Consider the following 24,621-nt stretch of genomic DNA (forward strand, 5'->3'; position numbering starts at 1 on the left):
GAGGACTCCGACGGCGGCGCACGGTGGTCCTGTGAGCCCTCGAGGTGGTGCGTCCGCACCGGAGCGTCCTGGCGCGCAGGAGTGGGTGCCCGACGGCGCCGCCGCGCGCGACGTCGACGCGTTCGCCCGGGCCGCCCACGAGTGCCACGGGTGCGAGCTGTGGGTCGACGCGACGCAGGTCGTGTTCTCGCGGGGGCCCAGCGACGCGCGCCTGGCGCTCGTCGGCGAGCAGCCGGGGGACCGCGAGGACCGTGACGGCGAGCCGTTCGTCGGTCCTGCCGGGCGTGTGCTCGACGACGCGCTCGAGGCCGCAGGGCTCTCGCCGGACGAGGTCTACCTGACGAACGCCGTCAAGCACTTCCGGTTCGAGCAGCGCGGCAAGCGGCGGCTGCACAAGTCGCCGGACGTCGCGCACGTCCGCGCGTGCCTGCCGTGGCTGGAGGCGGAGGTCGCCGCCGTCGGGCCGCGCGTCGTCGTCGCGCTCGGCGCCACGGCTGGGCGCGCGGTCCTCGGGCGGGCCGTGCGGGTCACGGCCGAGCGCGGCACCGTCCTCGATCCGGGCGAGGAACCGGCGGGCGCGTCACCGCTCGTGCCCGACGACGCTCGCTCGCAGGGGCCGCGACCGTCGCCCCTCGTCGTGCTCACGACGCACCCGTCGGCGCTCCTGCGGCTGCGCGACCGGTCCGGCCGGGACGAGGCGTTCGCCGCGCTCGTCGCCGACCTCAGCGTCGCGGCCGACGCCGCGACCGGCAACCCGGCCGGCTCGTCGCGCGGCGCTCGCTGACGGTGTCGGCCCGCGAGCCCTCGGGCGGTCCGCCGGACCGACCCCCGCGACCCGCCGTCAGCGCGCAGCGCTGGGAGTCGCTGACGTTCCTGCACTGGCGCGTCGATCCGGGTGTGGTCCAGGGCTGGCTGCCGCCCGGGCTGACGGTCGACACCCTCGACGGCAGGACCTGGCTCGGCGTCGTCCCGTTCGTCATGGCCGACGTCCGCGTCCCGCCGCTGCCCGCGCTGGGCGCCTGGTCGACCTTCCCCGAGCTCAACGTCCGCGTCTACGTCCGAGACAGGTCGGGTCGGGTGGGGATCTGGTTCTGCGGCCTGTGGGCGACCCCTCGGGCGTTCGTCGCCGCCACGCGTGCCGCGGGACTGCCGTACCACCACGCGCACGCGGACGTCTCGACCGGCGGGCCGGCCGGGCACGGCGTCACGTCGGACGCCACGTCGGCGGTCCCGTCCGTCGTCCGGTACACCTTCGTGGCCGACGGCGGCGCGGGGCCGTTCCGGGTCCGGCACGAGCACCCGGGCCTACGGTCCGGGCGCTTCGCCGCCGTCGTGCGCACGCGCCCGGACGCCGACGCCGGGACGCCGGGCGCGCCGTCGGACCTCGAGCCGTGGCTCACCGCACGGTGGAACGCGTACGGCGTGCGCGCGGGCGCGCTCTGGCGGTTCCCCGTCCACCACGAGCCCTGGTCGCTGCGTCGCGGCACGCTCGACGCGTTCGACACCGACCTGCCCGCGCGCCTCGGTATACCCGCTCCGACCGACCCGCCGCTCGTGCACTTCGCCGCGCCGGTGCACGCCCGCTTCGGGGTCCCGCGCCGGGTGCCCCGCGCTCTCGCCGTCGGGGTTGAGGTTGCCTCGTGTGAACCCGACGAAGTCCACCAGCCTCGGAGCCGGACTGCTCCTCGTCCTCGCGCTCGCGGCCTGCGGTGGCGGTACGACCGCGCGGAACGCCGAATGGGAGGTGCAGGGTGAGCTCGACCATTCGTCGTCGACCGTGCCGATCCGGTTCGAGTACGGGCCGGCCTGCGAGCAGGTCGAGGGGATCGACGTCGAGGAGGACGAGGAGCGGGTGGAGATCACCGTGCGACTGGTCTTCGAGGAGCCGGACGAGGGCTCTGCGTGCGTTGACATCGGAGGCTCGATGTTGACGGATGTGGAGCTCGACCAGCCGCTCGGCGATCGCGAGCTGACCGGCCCCGGCTTCACGGGCTGACTCGCCTCACCCGGAAGGACGACGCCCGACAGATCGCCGGATGTGCGTCGTCATCCTGAGCCCGGACGGACGACACCACGCTCGAACGCCCACACGACGAGCTGCACGCGGTCGCGCGCGCCGGTCTTCGTCATCGCGCGGCTCAGGTGGGACTTCACGGTGCTCGGCTCGAGGAACAGCGCCGTGGCGATCTCGGCGTTCGACGACCCGCGGCACAGCAGCTCGACGATGTCGTGCTCGCGCGGCGTGAGGAGGGCGGCCGCGCCCTCGTCGCGCGCCGCGGGCGAGCGGCGGCGCGAGAACTCGTCGATCACGCGCCGCGTGAGCGACTGGTCGACGAGGCCGTCGCCCGACGCGACCCGCCGGACGGCATCGACGAGGACGTCCGGCTCGGCGTCCTTGAGCAGGAACCCGCTCGCCCCGGCCTCGAGCGCCCCGAACACGTAGTCGTCCAGGTCGAACGTGCTCACCACGAGCACGGGCACCGGGTCGACGACGCCCGGACCGGCGAGCGCGCGCGTCGCCGTGATCCCGTCCCCGCCGGGCATGCGCACGTCCATGCACACGACGTCCGGCCGCTCGCGGCGTGCGACGCGCACGGCGTCGGCCCCGTTCGACGCCTCGCCGACGACCTCGATCCCCTCGCTCTGCAGGATCACCGCGAACCCGGCACGGACGACCGCCTGGTCGTCCACCAGCACCACGCGCGTCACGCGACCTCCTCGTTCTCGACGGCGGGCTCCGGCCGGAGCGTCCCCGGCTCGCGCCCGTCCCGACCCGGGGCGCGCGGGACCACGAGACGCACGAGCCACGCGCCGTCGGGCATGCGGCGTGCCTCGACCGCGCCGCCCAGCATCGCTGCTCGCTCACGCATCCCGACGAGGCCGTGCCCGGGGCGAGCAGGGTCGGGAGCCGGGGTCACGGAGGTCGCCGAGGGGTTGCGCACCGTGAGGGTGAGCTCCGCCGGCGTCCACGCGAACCGCACCGCGACGGGCCGGCCGGGAGCGTGCCGACGCGCGTTGGCGAGCGACTCCTGGAGCACGCGGTAGACCGCGATCTGGGTGCTCGGCGCGGCGTCCCACGGGTCGCCCGTCGTCTCGACCGTCACGGTCGTGCCCGCGGCACGGGCGGTGTCGACGAGCGCGGGAACGTCCGCGAGGGTCGGCTGCGGGTCCTCCCGACGGTCACCGCGATCCGCGTCGTCGCTGCCGCGCAGGATTCCGACGACGAGGCGCAGGTCGTCGAGCGTGTCCTTGCCCTGGGCGCGGATCCAGCGCAGGGATTCCTTGGCGCGCGCCGGGTCGGCGTCGACGAGGCGCTCGGCGGCCGACGCCTGCACGACGATGCCGGACAGGTGGTGCGCGGCGACGTCGTGCAGCTCGCGCGCCATGCGACCCCGTTCTTCGAGCACGGCCTGGGCGGCGAGCGCCTCGCGCTCGCGCTCGGCCCGCTCGACCCGGTCGCGCAGCTGGGCCACGAGCTCGCGCCGGGTGGCGACGTAGGACCCGACGAGCGCGGACCCGAGGTACGCGAGGAGCGCGGAGAGCAGGGTCCCGCCGACCTGCAGGGCGTGCTGCGCGGGGCTCGCGCCGGTCGGGATCCCGAGACCGCCGAGGGCGAAGACGAGGAGCACCTGGACCACGGCCGCGCCCGAGGGGGCGGCGAGCCGCGCCCGCCGGAGCCCGTAGGCGCCGACCGAGTACGCCGCGACGAGGGTCGCGGGCGCCTGGAACTGGACGTACGGGGGCAGGAGCGCCGCGATCGCGACCTGGCCCGCGACGGTCAGGGCCAGGCACGTCAGCGGGGCCTTGCGCCGCAGCGCGAGCGCGAGCGCCTGGACGACCACGAGCGCGAGGACCGCCGCACGGACCGGTGGCGGGACGACGACGGTCCCGGGCCCGAGGCCGAACGTCGTGCCGACGTCGGTCGCGAGCGCCCGCTCGATGCCGAGGAACAGCACGACGGTCACGATCCCCAGAACGGCGCCGAGCACGGCGTCACGCCCGGTGGCGGTGCGCACGCCGACGGCGGCGAGCGCGCGGCGCAGGGCGGCGGTCACGACGAGACCTCCTCGGGGTTGCGGGGACGAGCGGGGGACGAGCGGGGAAAGGGCGGGGACCGCGGCGGGGCGCCGGGCCCGACCACCCTAGGTGACCGGGCCCGACGCCGTCGGACGAGGTGGGGCGACCTCACACGAGGTCACGCCGCTGCAGGCTCACGGCCCCGCCGCCGAGGAGCACGGCCGCCCAGGCCGCGAGGCCCGCGAGGGCGGCGAGTGCACCGAGCGGCGCGGACTGACCGAGGAGCGCGGCGCCGGACTGCCCGGTCGACGCGAGGGCGCCGAGGCCGAGCGGGAGCCACTCGGCCGCCGAGGACTCGCCGCCGGACAGGAGCGTCACCGCGCCGCGCACGATCGGCTCGGCGAGGGCGAGCGCGCCGATCGTCACGACCGCCGCGACCTGGCCGCGCACGAGCGTCCCGAGGCCGAGCCCGAGCCAGCTCAGGAGGACGAGGACGGCGAGACCGCGCACCCAGATCCCGAGCACGTCGAGCGCGCCGAGCGCGAGGCCGGCGCCAGGGGTCGTGACGATCGCGACGAGCAGCCCGGCCGCCCCGAGCACGGCGAGGACGGCGCCGACGGCGAGCGCGACCGTCGCCGTCGCCCCCGCCTTCGCCGCGAGGACGCGCAGGCGGGCGGGCTGGACGAGCGCGGTCGGCACGATGCCGCCCGTGCGGAAGTCGGTGGTCACGGCGAGCACGCCCAGCAGGAGCATGCAGACCGTCGCGACGCCGACCGACCCGGACCCGCCCATCCCGTTGCCGAGCAGGTCCAGCATGCTGCGCTGGAACGCCGGGAGCGAGACGTCCGTGAGCGCGCCGAGGTCGGGAGCGAGCTCGGAGACCATCTCGGGCGGCGCCTGGATCCCGACGGTCGTGCCGCCGCCCAGCGCCTCGGTGCTGCGCAGGATCGTCGGCAGCAGGAGCGTGAACACCTGGACGACGAGCATCCCGGCGACGGCGACGGCCGCGACGATCCACGTCGCGCGGGTCGTGCGGAGCTTGAGCATCTCGGCGCGGTACATCAGCGCACTCCTTCGGTGGTGGCGGTCAGGTCGAGGTAGAAGTCCTCGAGGGACTCCCCGCGCAGCAGGTCGTCGAGCGGTCCGTCGGCGACGACGCGCCCCTGCCCGACGACGACCAGGTCGTCCGCGACCTGGCGCACCTCGGACAGGACGTGGCTCGCGAGCAGGACGGTGCCGCCGTCGTCGGCGAACGCGCGCACGAGGTCGCGCAGCCAGCGCATCCCGGCCGGGTCCAGACCGTTGGCCGGCTCGTCGAGGACGAGCACCTCGGGGTCGCCGAGCAGCGCGGCGGCGATCCCGATGCGCTGGCGCATGCCGAGCGAGTACGTGCGGACGCGCCGGTCGGCGGCGGGCGTCATGCCGACGAGCGCGAGCACCTCGTCGACGCGGCGCGCCGGGAGCCGGCCCGCGGAGGCGAGCACGCGCAGGTGGTCGCGGCCCGTGCGCCCGGGGTGCAGCCCGCCCGCGTCGAGCAGCGCGCCGACCGTGCGCGCCGGGTGCGGCAGGTCGGCGAACACACGGCCGTCGACCGTCGCCGTGCCCGCGGTCGCGGCCGCGAGGCCGAGCAGGACGTGGAGCGTCGTCGACTTTCCGGCGCCGTTCGGGCCGAGCAGCCCGACGACGCGGCCTGGGCGGGCGGTGAACGTCACGTCGTGCACGGCGTCGAACGCGCCGTACGACTTGCGCAGCCCGGTCACCTCGATGGTGGCCATGGCAACCCCTCTCGTGTGGTGTCCCGCACGGCGTTCCGAGCGGATGACTCCAGGCTTCCGTCCGGGACCCTGCCCCGTCTTGCGGCGCAGGACGGAACCGGGCCTGCGACCTCCGTCGGAGGTCGCAGCACCGCGACGGCGTCCGGGGGAGGTGCCGACCGTGCCGTGCCCGCTCCGTCACCCGCGTGCCGCGTCGCGTCGTCCCAGGTGGGGGAGCGGGCGTGACAGACCGCCGCGCGATGGGGCAGTGTGGGTCACCCACCCGACCCGCTCGGTGTGCTGCGTGCTGCGCGGTCCGCCGGTCCCGAGACGCCGGAAGGAGGCGACGTGCGCCGCCGATCAGATCCCCTCGCCAGCACCGCCGACCCGCCGACGACCGGACGGCCCCCGGCCGCCGCGGGCGGGCAACGCTCCTCCCTGCCGTGGATCTCCGTCGCGGCCGGCGCCGGAGCCGTGACGCTCGTCGTGGCCGTCGCCGGGATGGTCGGTGCCGCGACGGGCGGGGGCGAGGCCGTCGTCGTCGCGGGCAGCGCGGCGGAAGGTCACACCGAGACGGAGTCGGGGGTCCCGTCCGTGACACCCCGCCGGGACGAGCCGCGTCCCACCGTGACGCGCATCCCTGCGCCGGGTACGACGCCCGACGGCACCCAGAGCGCGGAGAACGACCGGTCGACCGACGAGCCCGACGGCGCCGCGGCGCCCCCGCCCGGGCCGGTCGCCGCTCCGGGCGTCCCCTCCGCCCCGGCGGCGACCCAACCGGCGCCCGCGCCGTCGAGCCCGACCGCACCCGCCCCCGCCCCGGACCCGTCGCCGACGGACGAGCCGACCGACGCCGCGGACGAGGCGTCCGTGGCGTGGGTGCAGGAGCGCCTGCTCGTGCACGGCGCGACGATCGACGTGACCGGGGTGCTCGACGACGCGACCGTCGCCGCCCTGCGCGCGTTCCAGGAGTCGCACGGCCTGGCGGTGACCGGGACGGTGACGGCCGAGACCGGCGCGGCGCTCGCGGCGGCACCCGGCTCGGGCGGCGAGGAGTCCGGCGAGGACCCGGGCGGGACGGTCCCCGCCGAGCCCACCCCGCCGCCGGCGCCCGCGCCCGACGAGCCGACGTCAGCGCCCGCCCCGACGAGCGCCGCGACCCCCACCGGCGACGCCACCGCGGCCGACTGACGCGGTACGCCCGGACGCCGCGACCGCGACGCTCGTGGCCCGACCGGTGGTCCGGTCGGTAGGGTTCTGGGTCCGACGACGGACGGAGCAGAGGATGACGAGCGCGGCCATCGGCGCGGGTCGTGACGGCGACGTGCGCCGCCGGGGGACGGCTGCCGCGGGAGATCCCGGGCGCGGGTACGCGAAGGGGCGTGCCAAGCGGAACGAGATCCTCCAGGCGGCGATCGGCCTGTTCGGCGAGGTCGGCTTCCACGCGGCGTCGTTGCGCGAGCTCGCCTCGCGCGTCGGCATGTCGCACCCCGGGCTGTTGCACCACTTCCCCACGAAGGTGGCCCTGCTCGAGGCGGTGCTCGAGTACCGGGACGCCGCCGACCAGGACGACCTCGAGCAGGAGCTCGCCCGGGGGACCGACTTCTTCGGTGCCCTCGTGCACCTCGTCGAGCGCAACGCGCTCCGCCGCCCCGTCGTCGAGGTCTTCACCGCCCTCGCTGCTGAGGCGACATCACCGGACCACCCGGCGCACGCGTTCTTCGTCCGCCGCTACGAGTCGACGCTCGCGCGGATCGAGGAGCACCTCGCCCGGTGCGCGCGATCAGGCCGGCTGCGCGCCGACGTCGACCCCGGCGCGGCGGCGCGCCAGCTCGTCGCGCTCATGGACGGGCTCCAGGTCCAGTGGCTGCTCTCGCTCGACAAGCCGAAGGCGCAGCGCGTCGACATGGCGGCCGACCTGCGCGCCTATCTCCGCCTGATCCTCGCTGCCTGACGCGGCCCGTCACCCGCTCCGGCGGGCTCAGCCCAGGAGGTCGACCGGGAGCGGGGTGTCGCTCGCGACGAGGCACAGCCCCGTGCGGTCGCCGTCGCGCCAGGACGCCTCCGTCGGTGACCACACGACGAACGTGACGCCGTCGGGCGCGTCCGGCCCGAGCACGCCGGCCGTGCAGACCCGGGCGACGCGGCGGTCCACGGCCTGCTGGCCCGGCCATATCTCGTCGGCCCCGAAGTCGGTCCGGGCGACGACCTGCGCGCGGTGGTCGTCCGCGCACGGGACGACGCGGACGTCGTTCACCTCGCCGTCGGGCGGGAGCTCGTCGAGGCACAACCCGAGCACGAGCTGGCGTGCCGAGACGGTCCGGGGCGCGTCGACGTCGCCCGCGAGCGGGGTGCGGGCCTTCTCGCCCTGCCACCACACGAACGCGCCGAGGCCCCACCCGACCGTGACCAGCGCGCCCAGCACCATCCCCGCGACCGCGAGCCCGCGGCCCCGCGTGCCGCGCGCCCGCACGCGCGACAGCGCCGCGCCACCGAGGCCGATCCCCACCGGCCCGAGGACGACGCCCGCCGGCACGCTCGCCACGGCGAGCGGCTCGACGCGCGGCGCCTGCGGCTGCCAGCCCGGCGCGTAGTACGTCCCGGCGGCGAACCCCGGGTCCGCGGGGCCCGCGCCGTCCGGCGTCGGTGGGTTCGGCGGAGTCGGCGGCACGGCGCCCGGCGTGGGCGACGACGCGCGCGTCGTGCCCTGGGCGCCCGGTGGTGGCGGCGGGGGCGTCGGCGGTCGGGAACCGGTCGGGCCGCCGGGCGGGGCGAAGAGGTCGTCGGCCATGGTCAGCTCGTCGTCGCGGCGACGACGATGAGCATCGCGAACGCGGTGCAGACCGCGCCGACGACGATGCCGGTGACCGCGAAACCGCGGCCGCGCGTCCCGTCGCGCATCACCTGGTTGAGCGCCACGATCCCGAGCACCAGCCCGACGACGCCGGGGAACCCCGCGCACAGCACGAGGCTCGCGATCGACACGATCATCGACGCCAGCGCGAGCCCGTTGGTGCGCGGCGGCGGCGTGTACCCGTAGACGCCGGGGTACCCCGGCGCTGCGTAGGGCGACCCGTACGGCGCCGGGGCGGCGGGGCCATACGGCGAGGCCGGCGGCCCGAAGCCCGCGGGCGACCCGTACGCGGGCGGCGCGCCCGGCCCGGGCGGCGGGGTGGACGCCGCGTCGGAGGGCAGGTCGTACGGCGTGAGCGGCGGCTGGTGGGGCCGCGGTGCGGCGTAGGGGTCCGACGGCTCGTCGGGCGACCCGTACGGCGGGACGGGGGGCGTGGTCATGCACACACCGTAGCGACGCCGCGCGGGTCAGTCGGCCAGGTCCACGACCACCGGCACGTGGTCGGACGCGCCCTGGCCCTTGCGCTCGTCGCGGTCGATCGTCACGTGTGCGACCCGCTCGCGCGCGGCCGGGGAGAGGTAGGCGAAGTCGATCCGCATGCCCTGGTTCCGCGGGAACCGCAGGCGCTGGTAGTCCCAGTACGTGTACGTGTGCTCGGCCGGGATCGCCTCACGCGTCACCTCGGTGTACCCGGCCGCGCCGAACGCGGCGAACGCGTCGCGCTCGGCCGGGGTCACGTGCGTCTTGCCGGCGAAGTACGCGACGTCCCACACGTCGGTGTCGAGGGGCGCGACGTTCCAGTCGCCGACGAGCGCGACCTGCGCCGTCGGGTCGTCGGCGAGCCTGCCCGCGGCCTGCGCGCGCAGCGCGTCGAGCCACGCCAGCTTGTACGTGTAGTGCGGGTCGCCGACGTGACGCCCGTGCGGGACGTACAGGCTCCACACGCGCACGCCGCCGCACGTCGCGCCGAGCGCGCGGGCCTCGACGCGGCCGTCGAAGGCGGGCTGGCCGGGGAAGGACGTCGCGACGTCGTGCAGGCCGACGCGCGACACGACCGCGACGCCGTTCCACTGGTTCACCCCGACGTGCGCGACCTCGTAGCCCGCCGCCTCGAACGGCGCGACGGGGAACTGCGCGTCGGTGCACTTGGTCTCCTGGAGCGCGAGGACGTCGGTCCCGGACCGCTCCAGGAAGTCGAGGGCCCGGTCGACCCGGGCGCGGACGGAGTTGATGTTCCAGGTCGCGAGGCGCACGGGCCCAGCCTAGGTCGTGGCGCGCCCGCCCCGCCGGGTCGTGCGACGGCCGGCGAACCGTAGGCTGTGGCCATGGCGACAGCACTCATCACCGGCGCGAGCGCCGGCCTGGGCCTGGAGTTCGCGTGGCAGCTCGCCACCGCCCGGCACGACCTCGTGCTCGTCGCGCGCGACGAGGCACGTCTCGAGGACGTCGCCCGGCAGATCCGGGCTGCCGCGGGCGTCCGGGTCCAGGTCCTGCCCGCGGACCTCTCCGCGCCCGACGACGTCGCGCGCGTCGCGGCTCGCCTCGCCTCGACCGGGGGCCCGGACGGGCGTCCCGTCGGGCTGCTCGTCAACAACGCGGGGTTCGCGACGCACCAGCGGTTCGTCGGCGGCGACCTCGGCGTCGAGCTCTCCGCGCTCGACGTCATGGTCCGCGCGGTCATGGTCCTGTCGCACGCGGCAGCCGGTCAGATGACGGCCCGCGGGCGGGGTGCGATCCTCAACGTCGCGTCCGTCGCGGCGCTCACCGCCGGCGGCACGTACGCCGCCGCGAAGGCCTGGGTGCGGTCGTTCACGGAGGGCCTCGCGGTCGAGCTCGCGGGCACCGGCGTCACGGCCACGGTGCTGTGCCCGGGGTTCACCCACACCGAGTTCCACGAGCGCGCGGGCATCGACAAGTCCACGCTGCCCGACGTCGCCTGGCTCGACGCCGACCGTGTCGTCGCCGCGGCGCTCGCGGACGTGCGGCGCGGAGTCGTCATCTCGACGCCGTCGGTGCGCTACCGCGTCGCGTCCGCCGCGCTGCGGGCGATGCCCCGATCCGCCGTCCGCGCCATCGGCCGCTACCGCTGACGCCGGGGACGCACCGCGTGCGCGCGGAGCGTCCCGGCGTGGACTCGGCTCCCGCCGCCGGCGCGGCCCGCTAGGGTGGCCGGCGGTGCGGGGGCACCTGACCCCTGACCGACGAGAGGGGCAGGTCGTGGGTCCAGATGCGGGGTTCGGCCAGATGTCGAGCATGTTCACGTTCGTCCCGTTGTTCATCGGCGCGGTGCTCGTGTTCGTCGTCGTATCCACGGTCGTGCGGCTCGTGCGCGCCGCGACCGGGCGGACGGGCGGTACCAGGGACGCAGGGGCACCCGTCGCTCTCCAGGCCCCGGACCCGGGCTGGCAGCGCACCGCGCGCGACGACTCGCTCGTCGACCGGTTCCGCGGCGGCCCGTTCGACGAGGACGGCTTCGAGCGCGGCGCCGTCGACGTCCTCCGCACGACGGTCGACGGCTACCCGGTCACGGCGTTCACGTACGTATGGCACACCAAGGAGTACGAGACGGTGCACGGCACCGGGGCGACGGGGTCGCGCCGGCGCTCGTACGTCGCGCGGCACGACCTGCCGATCATCGCCGTGGAGACGGCCGGCGCCGGCGTCCTGCCGCGGCTCGACCTCAAGCCGGAGGGGTTCCTCGGACCGATCCTCAATCGCCTGAGCGGGGAGGAGATCGAGATCGGCGACGCCGAGGTCGACCGGGCGTGGTCGATCCGGGGCATCGACGGCGAGCGCACCCGGCAGTTCCTCGGCCCGGACGTACGAGGGCTGCTCATGAGCCCTTCCCTGCGGGGGGAACGCATCCTCCTCAGCGCGAACTACGCGTTCGTGTGGAGCTCCACCGACGTCGCGCGCGTCTCGCGCGACCTCGTCTCCCTCGTCCGGAGCGGCCTGGCGGCCGTGGACGGGACGCAGCGTCCAGCGCCGGGGCGGACGCCGGGCGGGTCCCAGACCCCGGACGCGCCCGACTGGGGCACGCCCGGGGGTCGCTGAGCCAGAGCCCGTGCGCGCGACGCTCCCGCACCGGCCGTCGCGGCCGATACCCTGGCGGTCGTGACCAACGACTCCGCATCGACCCTCTCCCCGACGCCCCGCGAGCAGCTGCTCGACCTCATCCGCGAGCTCGCCGTCGTGCACGGCAGGGTGACGCTGTCCTCGGGCAAGGAGGCGGACTACTACGTCGACCTGCGCCGCGTGACGCTGCACCACCGCGCCGCGCCGCTCATCGGGCACCAGCTGCTCGACCTGCTGGAGGAGCGCGGTCTCGGCACCGCCGAGATCGACGCCGTCGGCGGTCTGACGCTCGGCGCCGACCCCATCGCGACAGCGCTCCTGCACGCCGCGGCGTCGCGCGGGCAGGACCTCGACGCGTTCGTCGTGCGCAAGGCGGCCAAGGCGCACGGCATGCAGCGGCAGATCGAGGGCCCGGACGTCGCGGGCCGCAAGGTCGTCATCGTCGAGGACACGACGACGACCGGCGGGTCGCCGATCACGGCGATCGAGGCCGTGCGCGCAGCGGGCGGCGAGGTCGTCGGCGTCGCGACGATCGTGGACCGCGCGACGGGCGCAGGCGAGAAGATCGAGGCGCTCGGCGTGCCCTACCACTTCCTCTTCAGCCTGGACGACCTCGGCCTGTCCTGACGTCAGACCAGGTCGACGAGGTCTGCGACCGAGTCGACGACCTTGCTCGGCCGGAACGGGAAGCGGTCCACCTCGGAGGCGCGCGTCGACCCCGTCATGACCAGGTAGGTGTACAGGCCCGCCTCGATGCCCGCGACGACGTCGGTGTCCATGCGGTCGCCGACCATCGCCGTCTTCTCGGAGTGCGCGTCGATGCGGTTGAGCGCCGACCGGAACATCATCGGGTTGGGCTTGCCCACGAAGTAGGGCTTGCGGCCCGTCGCCGCGGTGATCATCGCCGCGACTGCCCCGGTCGCCGGCAGCGGGCCCTCCTGGGACGGCCCCGTCGTGTCCGGGTTCGTGCAGATGAAGCGCGAGCCGCCGCGGATGAGCCGGACGGCCTTCGTGATCGCCTCGAACGAGTAGGTGCGCGTCTCGCCGAGCACCACGTAGTCGGGGTCGGACTCCGTGAGCGTGTACCCCGCCTCGTAGAGCGCCGTCGTCAGCCCTGCCTCGCCGATCGCGTACGCGCTGCCACCCGGTACCTGGTCGCGCAGGAACTGCGCGGTCGCGAGCGCCGAGGTCCAGATCGCCTCCTCGGGCACGTCGATGCCCGACGTCGCGAGCCGGGCGCGCAGGTCCCGGGCGGTGAAGATCGAGTTGTTCGTGAGGATGAGGAACGGGCGCCCCTTGTCGCGCAGCGCGCGCACGAACTCCGGCGCGCCGGGGATCGCGCGCCCCTCGTGGACGAGCACGCCGTCCATGTCGGTGAGCCACGACTCGATGGTCCGCTCGGTCACGCTGCGCTCCTTCTCCCGTGGACGATGCCGCTGCCAGCGTACTGGGACCACCGGCTACCCTTCGCGGGTGACGACCACGCCGCCCGACCAGCACGCGCCCGACGAGCACCCCGCCCACCTGTCCCGCCCGCGCACCTCCTGGCGGTCCGCGCCCGCCTCTGCGCTCCGCGGCGGGCTCGTCGGCGCCGCCGAGTCGGTACCGGGCATCTCGGGCGGGACGATCGCACTCGTCGTCGGGCTCTACGACGACCTGATCGACGCCGCCGGACAGCTCCTGCACGCCGGCCGTGAGCTCGTCTCGGGGCTCGTCCGCCGTCGCGGGGTCGGCCCGGCCGTGCGGGCGCTGCGGGCAGTGGACTGGGGCCTCCTCGTCCCGGTGCTCGTCGGCATGGTCGTGGTGCTGCTCCTGTCGTTGCAGCTCGTCGCGCCGCTGCTCGAGTCGCACCCGGTCCCGGTCCGCTCGGTGTTCTTCGGCATGATCGTGGTGTCCGTGGCCGTCCCGCTGCGCCTGATGCCCGGCCGCTTCAGGCCGCTCGACGGCGTCCTGCTCGCGCTCGCGGCCGTCGCGGGCTTCCTGCTGACGAGCCTGCCTCCCGGGCAGGTCGACGACCCGTCCGCGTGGTTCGTCTTCCTCGGCGCCGCCGTCGCGATCAACGCGCTGGTGCTCCCCGGTGTCTCGGGCTCGTTCGTCCTGCTCGCGATGGGTCTCTACGTCCCGGTGCAGGAGGCCGTGTCCGACCGCGACCTGGCGTTCGTCGGGGTCTTCGTGCTCGGTGCGGCCGTCGGGCTCGGCTCGTTCGTCAAGCTCCTCCAGTGGCTCCTGCATCACCGCAGGCAGGCGACCATGGCGGTCCTCGCCGGCCTCATGATCGGGTCGCTGCGGGCCCTGTGGCCCTGGCAGGAGGAGGACGGCACGCTGCTGGCGCCGACCGGGTCCGTCCTCGTCCCCGTGCTGCTCGCGCTCGCCGGGGCGGCGGTCGTCGCCGTCGCGATGCTGTGGGAGGCGCGGGCCGCGCGTCGTACGCCGGTCCGAGCGTGACCCGCGACGACGACCGCGGCGAGGCGCGACCCGTGACGCGCGAGGTCGGGGTAGGGCCCTGGCCGGGCGGACGCGAGGCCTGGCCGCGCGTGCCCGACCCGGCCGGTCCTCCGGGGGCCACGCGTCTCGATCCCCGGTACGACCCGGAGCTGCTCGCCCACGGCGACCGCCGCAACGTCGTCGACGCGTACCGGTACTGGACCGTCGAGGCGGTCGTCGCGGACCTCGACGCCCGGCGCGACCCTGCGCGCTCGCTCCACGTCGCGATCGAGAACTGGGCGCACGACCTCAACATCGGCTCCGTCGTGCGCACGGCGAACGCGTTCAACGCGGCGGGCGTGCACGTCGTCGGCCGGCGGCGCTGGAACCGGCGCGGCGCGATGGTCACCGACCGCTACCTGCACGTGCAGCACCACGCCTCCGTCGCGGAGCTGGCTGCGTGGGCGGCCGGCGCGGGCCTGCCCCTGCTCGGCGTCGACAACCTCCCGGGCTCGGTGCCGATCGAGGGGTACGCGCTCCCGCCGTCGTGCGTGCTGCTGCTCGGCCAGGAGTCGTCCGGCCTGACGCCGGAGGCGGTCGAGGCGTGCGAGGCCGTCCTGCACATCACCCAGCACGGCTCGACCCGCTCGATCAACGCGGGCGCCGCCGGCGCGATCGCGATGCACGCGTGGGCCGCTGAGCACCTCGGGCCGCACGGCACCGCGAGGTAGAGGCGTGGTCGTCCGGAGACCACGGGTCGAACGGCCCTGACGGCCTCGCGGCCATCCGTGCCAGACTTTGCCTGACATCAACCACCCCGCACGACTCCCCAGGAGCTCCGCATGCCCATCGCAACCCCCGAGGTCTACGCCGACATGATCGACCGGGCGAAGGCAGGCAAGTTCGCCTACCCGGCCGTCAACATCACGTCGTCGCAGACCATCACCGCCGCGCTCCAGGGCTTCGCCGAGGCGGAGTCCGACGGCATCATCCAGGTCTCGGTGGGTGGCGCCGAGTACGCGTCGGGCTCGACGGTCAAGGACCGCATCTCCGGCTCGCTCGCCCTCGCGGCGTACGCGGCCGAGGTCGCGAAGAGCTACCCCGTGCAGATCGCGATCCACACGGACCACTGCGTGAAGAAGAACCTCGACTCCTGGGTGCGCCCGCTGCTCCAGATCGAGGCCGAGCAGGTCAAGAACGGTGGCCTGCCGACGTTCCAGTCGCACATGTTCGACGGTTCCGACATCCCCCTGGACGAGAACCTCGTCATCGCGGCGGAGCTCCTCGAGCTCTCGCAGGCGGCCCGCACGATCCTCGAGATCGAGGTCGGCGTCGTCGGCGGCGAGGAGGACGGCCACGAGGCCGAGATCAACGAGAAGCTGTACACGACGGCCGAGGACGGCCTCGCGACGGTCCGCGCGCTCGGCGCCGGCGAGAAGGGTCGCTACCTCACGGCCCTCACGTTCGGCAACGTGCACGGCGTGTACAAGCCGGGCGCCGTCAAGCTGCGCCCGTCGATCCTCGCCGAGATCCAGAAGACCGTCGGCGCGGAGATCGGCAAGGAGAACCCGTTCGACCTCGTGTTCCACGGCGGCTCCGGCTCGACGGCCGAGGAGATCTCCGAGGCGGTCGACAACGGCGTCATCAAGATGAACATCGACACGGACACGCAGTACGCGTTCACCCGTCCCGTCGTCGCCCACATGTTCTCGAACTACGACGGCGTGCTGAAGATCGACGGCGAGGTCGGCAACAAGAAGGCGTACGACCCGCGCGCCTGGGGCAAGCTGGCCGAGGCCGGCATGGCCGCCCGCATCGTCGAGGCGTCGCAGCAGCTGCGCTCGGCGGGCAACAAGCTCCGCTGACGCTCGCGGTCTGAGCCGGCGCCCGGCGTCGGCCCCGCTCGCGCAAAGGCCCGGTCCTGTCGGACCGGGCCTTCGTCGTCTCGTGAGGAGCGCGACGGGCCGCCAGACGGCGGTGTGTCAGCCCGGCGCGGGCGTGCCGTCGCCGGGCCGTTCCTCGATGTCGAAGCCGGGGTCGACGTCGACGATGTCGAGGAGCTCGCCGATGCGGGTGACCTCGAGCAGGAACCGGACGGTCGGTGGCGCGCGCAGGACCCGCACGCGGTGGGGGCCGCGCGACGCGAGCCGTGCGAGGAACGCCACGCCGGACGAGTCCATGAACGTGACGTGGTGCGCGTCGATCTCGACGGGCAGACCGGAGTCCTCCGCCGCGGCGGTCGCCTCCTGCAGGTCGGCGCCCAGGTCGGCGTCGATCTCGCCCGAGAGCACGATGCGAGCGCGCGACGTCCCCACGATGACGTGCACGCTGGCCGGGTCGCCCGCTCGTGCGGGCTCGCCGGCGATGCCGACCGGACGGTCGGCGGCCGAGGATGTTCCTTCGCGCACCGGCTCTCCTTTCCGCGGATCCGGACCGGTTCCGGTCTCGGGAAACACCAATCTACGGTTGAATGTCCAGTCGGGACAGTAACGCGACCGATGCGTGGGAAGCCAGACCGCCCGCGCACGAACTGCCGGAGGTGACGATGGGCGGCTCGCCGGGACTCGGCACCGACCTGCCCCCGCACGTCCAGGAGCTCTGCACGCGTGCGATGGAGGGCGCCGGCGTCGCGATGTTCGTCACCGGTCCGCGGTCGGCCGAGATGCCGATCGTCTGGGTGAACCGCGCGTTCGAGCGGCAGACGGGATTCTCCTCGGCGGAGCTCGTCGGACGCAGCCCGCACGTCCTCGAGGCGCTCCTCACCGAGCCCGTGGACGCGGAGTCGCTGCGGGCGGCGATCGTGGAGGGGCGGATGGTCACGCACACGGTGCGCGCGCTGCGGCGCGACGGCACGCCGGTGTGGACCCAGCTGTCGCTCGCACCCCTGACGGACCAGAGCGGTGAGGTCACCCACTGGGTCGGCGTGCAGGTGGACGTGTCCGAGCACCTCGAGCGCTACGCCGACCAGGTCGCCTCCCTCGCGCACGAGCGGCGCGAGCGGGCCGTGCTCGACGTCGTCGCGCGCACCTCGGACCTCCTGGCCGACCTCGACCAGCCCTACGCGCTGCGCGACATCACGGCACTCCTCACGGGGTACGTCGTCGACTGGGCCGGCTTCTACCTCAACGACGACGGCCTCCGGTTCGCCGAGGGCGTGGACACCGCGGCACCGCCGAGCGGCCGTGGCCAGCGTCACGGCCGGTACACGCCCGGGGCGCACCCGTCCATGGCGGGCGTCCAGGACACCGACGCCCTCGGGGACTCCGCGACGGAGAGCGCGTCGACGTCCCGTGCGCGCCTCGTCGACGTCCCCGACCGGGTGCAGGACGTCCTCGACGGTCGGATCGAAGGGCCGGTGACGCTCGACCTGTCCTCGGCCTACCCCCAGTGGTCCGCCTCGGGCTGGCTCCAGCGCGACCTGCAGCACCGGTTGGGGGGACTCGGGCGACGGCCCGAGGTCGTGACGGTCTCGGCGGTCCCCGGCCGGCGGCGCATCCTCGGGCTCCTCGTCACGGGCGACCCCCCGGGTGCGCCGGTTGGCCCGCTGGGCGCGGAGGCGGAGGGGCGGGACGGGGTCCGCACGCTCCTGCAGATCATCGCGCGACGGGCGGGCGTGGCCATCGACAACGTGCGCCTGTACGCCCGCGAGCACCGGCTGGCGGAGACGTTGCAGCGCGCGATGCTCCCCGAGCAGGCCGACGTGGCCGGGCTCGACGTGTGGACGTACTACGCGCCGAACTCCGAGCACGCGCAGGTGGGCGGTGACTGGTACGACGTCCTGCAGATCGCGCCGGACGTCGTCGGGCTCGTCATCGGGGACGTCGTGGGGCACGACGTCGAGGCGGCGGCCGCGATGGGTCAGCTGCGCTCGGTCGTGCGCTCGTACGCGTACGAGCTGACGACGCCCGGCCCCGTGCTGGAGCGCGTCGACCAGCTCGTGCAGGGCATGCGCATCCCGCGCTCCGCGAGCCTCGTCTACGCCGCCCTCACGCAGCCCGACGCCGAGGAGCCGACCGACTCGTGGCGCATCGAGTACTCGCGCGCCGGGCACCTGCCGCCGCTCCTGCTGCGCGTGGGCACGGTGACCCAGCTCGACGACGCGGGCGGCGCGCTCGTCGGGTTCGGAGGCCGGAGCCGGTCGACCGGCGTCGCGACCCTGCAGCCGGGCGACACGCTCGTGTTCTACACCGACGGGCTGATCGAGCGCCGCGACCGCGCGCTGCGGGTGGGGCTCGACGCCCTCGTCGCGGCGACCGCGGCCGTCACGGCCGTCGACGCGGCGGGCGTGGGCGAGGAGCTGCTGTCACGCCTGGCCGACGCGCCCGAGGACGACGTCGCGCTCGTCGTCGTGCGCATCCCCGATCCGGTGCACGACCCGTCGGCGGTCGTGCTCAGCCCGCGCAGCCGCCGCTGGCTCCTGCCGAGCGAGCCGGCGTCGATCGGGCGCGCGCGGCACGCCGTCGTGCGCACGTGCCAGGCGTGGGGCGTCCAGGACAGCGCGAACGCGGAGCTCGTCGTCTCGGAGCTGGTGGCGAACGGCGTGCTGCACGGGTGGGGCCACCTCGCGCTGCGCCTGTTCGACACGGGCGACGGCATCCGCGTCGAGGTCGAGGACTCCAACCCCGCGCCGCCCGTGCCCACGGACGGTCACGCCAACCGCATGGGCGGGTTCGGCATGCAGATCGTCGAGCGGCTGGCCGACTGGGGCTGGCGCCCGACGGCGTCCGGCAAGCTCGTGTGGGCGACGCTGCGGCCGTCCGCGCGGTAGCGCCGTCTCCGGTCGGCCGGGCCGGGGTCAGGCCGGGGGCTCGATCTTGGCGAAGCCGGACGGCGGCGTCGCGGGCTCGCAACGGTGGTCGGCGTCGATCCGGAACAGCTCGAGCGCGCCGCAGACCTCGAGCACGAAGAGGTCGCGGTCGTCGCAGCCGCGCAGGACCGTCGCGCCGCCGCGCTTGCGACCGGAGTCGGCGAGCGAGATGAGGAACGCCGCACCCGTCGAGTCCATGAACGTCACGCGGCACATGTCGATGACGAGGAGCTGACGGCGCAGGCCCACCACCCGGGCGGCGATCTCGGGGAACTGGTCCCGCTCGGCGAGGTCGAGATCACCCGCGATGACGAGGGTCGTCGTCGCGGGGGACGTGGCGATCTCGATCATGCGGTCGACTCTAATCGGCGCCCGGGTGGGCCGCCCGTCCGGGCCGGGCGTGCGCGCGTCAGCGCAGGGCGCGCACCTCGTCGGCCGAGGTGCCGGAGTCGCGCAGGAACTTCTCGCACCGCTCGGCCTCGTCGACCTCGCCGATGTAGGCGGCGCACTCCGCGAGCGCGAGGAGCGCGCGCAGGAAACCCTGGTTCGGGACGTGGTCGGCGGGGATCGGTCCCTGTCCGCGCCACCCGGCACGGCGCAGCGAGTCGAGGCCGCGGTGGTACCCGGTCCGGGCGAAGGCGTACGCCGTCACGGCGCCCTTCGAGCCGTTCTCGTGGAGGACGTCCTCCGCGAGGTGGGCCCACGCGAGCGAGCTCGACGGGTACCGCCCGGCGATCTCGTACGGGTCGCCGTCGGCGGCGATCTCCTCGCGGGCGGCCGCGAAGGCGTCGGGGAGGCGGACGGGTGCGGGGCCGTCGAGGAGGTTCGCGTGGGAGTCGCTCATGGAACCCATTGTGCCGGAAGGTCAATATCCGTCATCCGACCGGTAAACTCGGCGCCGGTCCCCGGGTGACTGCCGCCCGGGCGACTCCTCGGTCCCGCGGGAGCTGCGCCGTCGGGCACTGCTCCGCCGGTGCCGACGCGCACCCGGCGCGCGCACGACATGACCGGCCCGAGGAACAGGCAGTGCGAAAGTGGGGATTCCATGCCAGGCGTGGTGCTCGTCGGTGCCCAGTGGGGCGATGAGGGCAAGGGCAAGGCGACCGACCTGCTCGGCTCCCGGGTCGACTACGTGGTCAAGTTCAACGGCGGCAACAACGCCGGCCACACGGTCGTCATCGGGGACGAGAAGTACGCGCTCCACCTGCTGCCGTCGGGCATCCTGTCGCCGGGCGTGACGCCGGTCATCGCGAACGGCGTGGTCGTGGACATCGAGGTCCTCTTCCAGGAGCTGGACGACCTGATCTCCCGAGGCGTCGACGTCTCGCGGCTGCTGGTCTCGGGCTCCGCGCACGTCATCGCGGGCTACCACCGCACGACCGACAAGGTGAGCGAGCGGTTCCTCGGCAAGCGCCGCATCGGCACGACCGGGCGCGGCATCGGCCCGGCGTACGCGGACAAGATCAACCGCGTCGGCATCCGCATCTGGGACCTGTTCGACGAGAAGATCCTCGCGGAGAAGATCGAGGGCTCGCTCGACCAGAAGAACCACCTGCTGGTCAAGGTCTACAACCGGCGCGCGATCACGGTCGACGAGACCGTCGCCGAGCTGCTCGAGTACGCCGAGCGCCTCAAGCCGATGGTCGCCGACACGGCGCTCGAGCTGAACAAGGCGCTCGACGCCGGCAAGAACGTCCTGTTCGAGGGCGGCCAGGCGACGATGCTCGACGTCGACCACGGCACGTACCCGTTCGTCACGTCGTCCAACGCGACGGCGGGCGGCGCGCTCACGGGCTCGGGCGTCGGGCCGACGCGCATCAGCTCCGTCATCGGCGTCATCAAGGCCTACACGACGCGCGTGGGCGAGGGCCCGTTCCCGACCGAGCTGTTCGACGCGAACGGCGAGTACCTGCTCAAGCAGGGCGGCGAGTACGGCGTGACGACCGGTCGCGCGCGCCGCTGCGGCTGGTACGACTCGGTCATCGCGCGCTACGCGACGCGCGTCAACGGCATCACGGACATGGTGCTCACCAAGCTCGACATCCTCACCGGGTTCGAGAAGGTGCCGGTGTGCGTCGCGTACGACGTCGACGGCGTCCGCCACGACGAGATGCCCCTCGACCAGACGGCGTTCCACCACGCGAAGCCGATCTACGAGGAGCTCGACGGCTGGTGGGAGGACATCTCCGGCGCCCGCACGTTCGAGGACCTGCCCGTCAACGCGCAGCGCTACGTGCTCGCGCTCGAGGAGATGTCGGGCACGCGGATCTCGGCCATCGGCGTCGGGCCGAGCCGCGACGCGATCATCCCGCGCCACGACCTCATCCACTGAGGTCCCGCGACCTGTCAGCGCCCCACGTGTCCCCGGAACCGTGGGGCGCTGACAACTCTGCGGGCCGGGAACCTGTCAGCGGTGCACGGATCCCTGGGTCGTCGAGACGCTGACAGGTCGCCGAGGGTGTCTCGGTAGACTCGGCGCCCGTGAAGATCCTCGTCGTCGGGACCGGTGCCCGCGAGCACGCCATCGTCCACTCCCTCGCGCACGAGGCCGACCGCACGGGCGCGGACCCGCACGAGCTGCACGCCGCTCCCGGCAACCCCGGGATCGGGGACCTCGCGACTCTGCATCCGGTGAACCAGAACGACGGCGCCGCGGTCGCCGCGCTCGCGACCGGCCTCGGCGTCGACCTCGTCGTCGTCGGACCGGAGGCGCCGCTCGTCGCGGGCGTCGGGGACGCGGTGCGCGAGGCCGGCATCCCGGTGTTCGGGCCGAGCGCCGAGGCCGCCCGCCTCGAGGGCTCCAAGGCCTTCGCGAAGGACGTGATGGCGTCCGCGTCCGTCCCGACGGCGCTCGCGCACGTGTGCACGGACGTCGACGAGGTCGCCGCCGCGGTCGACGCGTTCGGCCCGCCCTACGTCATCAAGGACGACGGACTCGCCGCCGGAAAGGGCGTCGTCGTCACGGAGGACCGCCAGGCGGCGCTCGAGCACGCCGCCGCGTGCTTCGCGTCGCCGCGCGTCGGGCCGGACGGCTCGCCCGAGGACCCGCGCGTCGTCGTCGAGGAGTACCTCGACGGCCCCGAGGTCTCGCTGTTCTGCCTCAGCGACGGCGCGACCGTCGTCCCGCTGGCACCCGCCCAGGACTTCAAGCGCGCCTTCGACGCCGACGCCGGCCCCAACACCGGCGGCATGGGCGCCTACAGCCCGCTCCCGTGGGCGCCCGCGGGCCTGGTCGACGAGGTCGTCTCACGCGTCGCGCAGCCGACCGTCGACGAGATGGCCCGGCGCGGGGCGCCGTTCGTCGGGGTGCTCTACGTCGGGCTCGCGCTGACGAGCCGCGGCACGCGCGTCGTCGAGTTCAACGCGCGGTTCGGCGACCCGGAGACGCAGTCGGTCCTCACGCGCCTCGCGACGCCGCTCTCCGCGGTGATGCTCGCGGCGGCCCAGGGGCGTCTGGCCGAGATCGGCTCCCTGCGCTGGCACGACGACGCGTCGGTCACCGTGGTCGTCGCGGCCCACGGGTACCCGGGCTCGGTGCGCGGCGGCGACCCGATCACGGGCATCGACGCCGCCGAGGACGTCGAGGGCGTGCACGTGCTGCACGCCGGCACGTCGCGTGGAGACGACGGCGCCCTGTTCGCCTCCGGCGGGCGCGTGCTGTCGGTCGTGGCGCGGGGCACGGACCTGGCCGACGCGCGCCGTCGGGCGTACGCCGCGGTCGACCGCATCGTGCTCCCGGGCTCGCACCACCGCACCGACATCGCGGCCAAGGCCGCCGCGGGCGACGTCACGCTCGCGGGCTGACGCCCCGCCGTCGGACCTGACGTGCCGGCACCGCCGAGCACGAGGTTCCCCGCTGCCGAGCACGACGTTGCTGTCGTTCTGCGAGCGTTGACGACAGCAACGTCGTGCTCGGCGCTCCGGCTCCCGCCCCGGCGCCGGGGCGCCGGTCAGGTCAGCCGAGCCGCCACTTCTGGTTCGCGCCGCCGTGGCAGTCCCACAGGATGAGGCGCGCGCCGTCGTTGCTGTTCCAGCCGTCGACGTCGACGCACTTGTTCGCGTTCACCGACACGAGGTCGCCCGCGCCGCTCAGCACGAACTGCTGCGCCGGGTGACCGCTGCAGTTGACGATCTGGATCGTCGCGCCGTTGGCCGTCGACCCCCACGCGACGTCCATGCACTTGCCGCCGACGCGGACGGTGCCGTCGCCGGGGAAGGTCCACTGCTGCGCCGCCGTGTTGTTGCACGTCCAGAGCTGCAGCGCCTTGCCGTCGGAGAAGTCGCTGCCGGGGACGTCGATGCACTTGTCGGCGTAGCCGACGATGGGGCGCGCACCGGACCCGCCGGTCGTGACGAGCGAGAGCCCGTAGACGTCGAGGATCGGTCGCAGCGGCTGGTAGATCGAGTTCCCGCCGTTGCTGCAGTTCCCGCTCCCCCCAGACATGACTCCCTGCGCCTGGTTGCCCGAGATGACCGAGCCGCCCGAGTCACCGCCCTCGGCGCAGGCCGTCATCGTGACGAGCCCGTAGACCGGTCCGTTCGAGTAGTTCACCGTGACGTTCTTCGCCGTGATGGTGCCGCAGCGCCAGCCCGTCGTGGCCCCGGAGCGGCACACGGACGCGCCGACGGGAGCCTCGGCCGAGCCGGCGACGTCGACGGTGCCGCCCGCGTAGTCGTTCACGCGCGGGACGGGGGTGAAGCCGCCGTCGACGCGCACCCACGCGTAGTCGTTGCCAGGGAAGGACGACGCCTGGACGGTGCCCATGCGCGCCCACGACGCCGTGAGGGCCTCCTGTCCGGTCGATCCGCAGTGGCCGGCGGTCACGAACCCACCCTGGACGGCGAACCCGATGGAGCACGCCGCGCCCGACGAGGCGCCCGGGTTCCGGGTGATGTACCGGTCGCCGCCGCGGACGTCCGCCACGGGCTCGTACGGGACCGCGACGACCTCCGTGCGCACGGCAGTCGGGTCGACGCCCGCGCCGGCGACGAACGACTCGGCCGCCTGCGCGTCGACCGTCTGGACGACGACCTCGTTCGTCGTGACGTCGACGTACCAGGCCTGGACGGCGGCCGGGGTCGCGGCGTCGCCCAGTGCCAGCGCCGTGGCGTCGAGCGCGTCGAGGCTGCGGACGACGACGAGGGCCTCAGCCCCCGTCGCCTCGATCGTCGGGAGCAGGGACGCGTCGGTAACCGCGACGACCGGTTCTCCGGCCTCCGCGTCGACCCAGGTTCCGGCGTACGAGGAGCCGAGCTCGGCGCTCAGGGTCTCCTCGATGGTCCCGGTCACGACGTCGAGCGTCAGGCGGTCGTCGATCTCGCCGGGGGCCAGATCGAGGTCTCGAGAGAGGGCCTGCAGCTGGCCGGCCGGCAGGTCGGCCGAGCCCGGGTCGACGACGGCGGCAGTGCCGCTCGCCCCGCTCGTCGCGGTGGTGGCCGTCGCGGCCGGAGCCAGGCCGACGCCGGCGACGACCAGGCCGAGGCCTCCTGCTAGGGCTATCAGGCGGTAGGGCAGCTTTCCGTGGTGCATCGTTGCCTCCTTGGTGCGGAACAGCGACGCCGCACTTGTCGGCGACGTCGCGGACGGGTGGTGCTGATCCGTGCTGATCCGTGCTGCTGCCCCGCGGGGCGGGGCGATCCTGCTCCGTGCCGCAGCGGCCTCTCATCGGTGAGAGAGCGCTCCCATGCAG

Annotated in this window: 26 protein-coding genes; 14 read left to right on the plus strand and 12 right to left on the minus strand. The window is 74.6% G+C overall.

The window, feature by feature from the left end:
* Nucleotides 1-31: 31 nt before the first annotated feature.
* Genes AC4H2H_RS04680 through AC4H2H_RS04690 form a run of 3 tightly spaced genes read left to right on the plus strand, consistent with a single transcriptional unit; the run spans nt 32 to nt 1,996 of the window.
* Nucleotides 32-784, plus strand: a complete 753-nt coding sequence (locus tag AC4H2H_RS04680) for a UdgX family uracil-DNA binding protein (protein ID WP_494369652.1) — start codon at nt 32-34, stop codon at nt 782-784.
* Nucleotides 785-786: 2 nt separating this feature from the next.
* On the plus strand, nt 787-1,755 hold the full coding sequence (locus tag AC4H2H_RS04685; protein WP_494369653.1) for a YqjF family protein: 969 nt from the start codon (nt 787-789) through the stop codon (nt 1,753-1,755).
* Between the two features lie 22 nt (nt 1,756-1,777).
* Nucleotides 1,778-1,996 carry a hypothetical protein gene (locus AC4H2H_RS04690; RefSeq protein WP_494369654.1) on the plus strand — a complete coding sequence of 73 codons (219 nt, stop codon included), beginning with the start codon at nt 1,778-1,780 and terminating at the stop codon, nt 1,994-1,996.
* A gap of 50 nt (nt 1,997-2,046) precedes the next feature.
* On the opposite strand, the gene AC4H2H_RS04695 is transcribed toward AC4H2H_RS04690, so the two are convergent.
* The 4 genes from AC4H2H_RS04695 to AC4H2H_RS04710 all read right to left on the minus strand — a co-directional run bounded on the left by AC4H2H_RS04695 (nt 2,047) and on the right by AC4H2H_RS04710 (nt 5,792).
* Complete coding sequence (locus AC4H2H_RS04695) at nt 2,047-2,709, minus strand: response regulator transcription factor (RefSeq protein ID WP_494369655.1); 663 nt, start codon at nt 2,707-2,709, stop codon at nt 2,047-2,049.
* Nucleotides 2,706-4,055 carry a sensor histidine kinase gene (locus tag AC4H2H_RS04700; RefSeq protein ID WP_494369656.1) on the minus strand — a complete coding sequence of 450 codons (1,350 nt, stop codon included), beginning with the start codon at nt 4,053-4,055 and terminating at the stop codon, nt 2,706-2,708. The genes AC4H2H_RS04695 and AC4H2H_RS04700 overlap by 4 nt, the downstream gene beginning before the upstream one ends.
* A 130-nt stretch (nt 4,056-4,185) precedes the next feature.
* A complete protein-coding gene (locus tag AC4H2H_RS04705; protein ID WP_494369657.1) occupies nt 4,186-5,079 on the minus strand; it encodes a hypothetical protein in 894 nt (297 codons plus the stop codon).
* Nucleotides 5,079-5,792 carry an ABC transporter ATP-binding protein gene (locus tag AC4H2H_RS04710; RefSeq protein WP_494369658.1) on the minus strand — a complete coding sequence of 238 codons (714 nt, stop codon included), beginning with the start codon at nt 5,790-5,792 and terminating at the stop codon, nt 5,079-5,081. The genes AC4H2H_RS04705 and AC4H2H_RS04710 overlap by 1 nt, the downstream gene beginning before the upstream one ends.
* A gap of 327 nt (nt 5,793-6,119) precedes the next feature.
* On the opposite strand from AC4H2H_RS04710, the gene AC4H2H_RS04715 reads away from it, so the two are divergent.
* On the plus strand, nt 6,120-6,962 hold the full coding sequence (locus AC4H2H_RS04715) for a peptidoglycan-binding domain-containing protein (RefSeq protein ID WP_494369659.1): 843 nt from the start codon (nt 6,120-6,122) through the stop codon (nt 6,960-6,962).
* A 94-nt stretch (nt 6,963-7,056) separates the two neighbouring features.
* Nucleotides 7,057-7,725 (plus strand): TetR/AcrR family transcriptional regulator, encoded by a 669-nt coding sequence (locus tag AC4H2H_RS04720; RefSeq protein ID WP_494369660.1) that lies wholly within the window; start codon nt 7,057-7,059, stop codon nt 7,723-7,725.
* A gap of 27 nt (nt 7,726-7,752) precedes the next feature.
* Here the strand turns inward: AC4H2H_RS04720 and AC4H2H_RS04725 are convergent, their stop codons facing one another.
* Genes AC4H2H_RS04725 through AC4H2H_RS04735 form a run of 3 tightly spaced genes read right to left on the minus strand, consistent with a single transcriptional unit; the run spans nt 7,753 to nt 9,878 of the window.
* Complete coding sequence (locus AC4H2H_RS04725) at nt 7,753-8,562, minus strand: DUF4190 domain-containing protein (protein WP_494369661.1); 810 nt, start codon at nt 8,560-8,562, stop codon at nt 7,753-7,755.
* Nucleotides 8,563-8,564: 2 nt separating this feature from the next.
* Nucleotides 8,565-9,065 (minus strand): DUF4190 domain-containing protein, encoded by a 501-nt coding sequence (locus AC4H2H_RS04730; RefSeq protein WP_494369662.1) that lies wholly within the window; start codon nt 9,063-9,065, stop codon nt 8,565-8,567.
* Nucleotides 9,066-9,092: 27 nt separating this feature from the next.
* Nucleotides 9,093-9,878 (minus strand): exodeoxyribonuclease III, encoded by a 786-nt coding sequence (locus AC4H2H_RS04735; RefSeq protein ID WP_494369663.1) that lies wholly within the window; start codon nt 9,876-9,878, stop codon nt 9,093-9,095.
* Nucleotides 9,879-9,950: 72 nt separating this feature from the next.
* On the opposite strand from AC4H2H_RS04735, the gene AC4H2H_RS04740 reads away from it, so the two are divergent.
* From AC4H2H_RS04740 to pyrE, 3 genes are all read left to right on the plus strand, one after another.
* Nucleotides 9,951-10,715, plus strand: coding sequence for an SDR family NAD(P)-dependent oxidoreductase (locus AC4H2H_RS04740; protein ID WP_494369664.1), 765 nt, complete (start codon nt 9,951-9,953; stop codon nt 10,713-10,715).
* 154 nt (nt 10,716-10,869) lie between these two features.
* Nucleotides 10,870-11,679, plus strand: coding sequence for a hypothetical protein (locus AC4H2H_RS04745; protein WP_494369665.1), 810 nt, complete (start codon nt 10,870-10,872; stop codon nt 11,677-11,679).
* A 60-nt stretch (nt 11,680-11,739) separates the two neighbouring features.
* On the plus strand, nt 11,740-12,327 hold the full coding sequence (gene pyrE, locus AC4H2H_RS04750; RefSeq protein WP_494369666.1) for an orotate phosphoribosyltransferase: 588 nt from the start codon (nt 11,740-11,742) through the stop codon (nt 12,325-12,327).
* Between the two features lie 2 nt (nt 12,328-12,329).
* Here pyrE and AC4H2H_RS04755 read toward each other — a convergent pair whose 3' ends face one another.
* Nucleotides 12,330-13,070, minus strand: coding sequence for an HAD-IIA family hydrolase (locus tag AC4H2H_RS04755; protein WP_494369766.1), 741 nt, complete (start codon nt 13,068-13,070; stop codon nt 12,330-12,332).
* 103 nt (nt 13,071-13,173) lie between these two features.
* Here AC4H2H_RS04755 and AC4H2H_RS04760 point away from each other — a divergent pair, with 103 nt between their 5' ends.
* The 3 genes from AC4H2H_RS04760 to fbaA all read left to right on the plus strand — a co-directional run bounded on the left by AC4H2H_RS04760 (nt 13,174) and on the right by fbaA (nt 15,989).
* A complete protein-coding gene (locus tag AC4H2H_RS04760; RefSeq protein WP_494369667.1) occupies nt 13,174-14,145 on the plus strand; it encodes a DUF368 domain-containing protein in 972 nt (323 codons plus the stop codon).
* A complete protein-coding gene (locus tag AC4H2H_RS04765) occupies nt 14,142-14,855 on the plus strand; it encodes a TrmH family RNA methyltransferase (protein WP_494369668.1) in 714 nt (237 codons plus the stop codon). Before AC4H2H_RS04760 ends, AC4H2H_RS04765 begins: the two co-directional genes overlap by 4 nt.
* 111 nt (nt 14,856-14,966) lie before the next feature.
* Nucleotides 14,967-15,989, plus strand: coding sequence for a class II fructose-bisphosphate aldolase (gene fbaA / locus AC4H2H_RS04770; RefSeq protein ID WP_494369669.1), 1,023 nt, complete (start codon nt 14,967-14,969; stop codon nt 15,987-15,989).
* A gap of 117 nt (nt 15,990-16,106) precedes the next feature.
* Here the strand turns inward: fbaA and AC4H2H_RS04775 are convergent, their stop codons facing one another.
* A complete protein-coding gene (locus tag AC4H2H_RS04775; RefSeq protein WP_494369670.1) occupies nt 16,107-16,532 on the minus strand; it encodes an STAS domain-containing protein in 426 nt (141 codons plus the stop codon).
* Nucleotides 16,533-16,669: 137 nt separating this feature from the next.
* On the opposite strand from AC4H2H_RS04775, the gene AC4H2H_RS04780 reads away from it, so the two are divergent.
* A complete protein-coding gene (locus AC4H2H_RS04780) occupies nt 16,670-18,892 on the plus strand; it encodes an ATP-binding SpoIIE family protein phosphatase (protein ID WP_494369671.1) in 2,223 nt (740 codons plus the stop codon).
* Between the two features lie 27 nt (nt 18,893-18,919).
* Here AC4H2H_RS04780 and AC4H2H_RS04785 read toward each other — a convergent pair whose 3' ends face one another.
* On the minus strand, nt 18,920-19,282 hold the full coding sequence (locus AC4H2H_RS04785; RefSeq protein ID WP_494369672.1) for an STAS domain-containing protein: 363 nt from the start codon (nt 19,280-19,282) through the stop codon (nt 18,920-18,922).
* 58 nt (nt 19,283-19,340) lie between these two features.
* Complete coding sequence (locus AC4H2H_RS04790) at nt 19,341-19,784, minus strand: DUF3151 domain-containing protein (protein WP_494369673.1); 444 nt, start codon at nt 19,782-19,784, stop codon at nt 19,341-19,343.
* Nucleotides 19,785-19,976: 192 nt separating this feature from the next.
* Between AC4H2H_RS04790 and AC4H2H_RS04795 the strand changes: the two genes are divergently transcribed.
* Nucleotides 19,977-21,263 (plus strand): adenylosuccinate synthase, encoded by a 1,287-nt coding sequence (locus AC4H2H_RS04795; RefSeq protein WP_494369674.1) that lies wholly within the window; start codon nt 19,977-19,979, stop codon nt 21,261-21,263.
* Nucleotides 21,264-21,412: 149 nt separating this feature from the next.
* Nucleotides 21,413-22,735, plus strand: coding sequence for a phosphoribosylamine--glycine ligase (gene purD, locus AC4H2H_RS04800; protein WP_494369675.1), 1,323 nt, complete (start codon nt 21,413-21,415; stop codon nt 22,733-22,735).
* Between the two features lie 151 nt (nt 22,736-22,886).
* On the opposite strand, the gene AC4H2H_RS04805 is transcribed toward purD, so the two are convergent.
* The gene (locus AC4H2H_RS04805; protein WP_494369676.1) at nt 22,887-24,461 is read right to left on the minus strand and encodes a ricin-type beta-trefoil lectin domain protein; all 1,575 of its coding nucleotides are present in this window, start codon (nt 24,459-24,461) and stop codon (nt 22,887-22,889) included.
* Between the last annotated feature and the right edge of the window lie 160 nt (nt 24,462-24,621).

This window comes from Cellulosimicrobium sp. BMG9.22 (assembly GCF_059159975.1).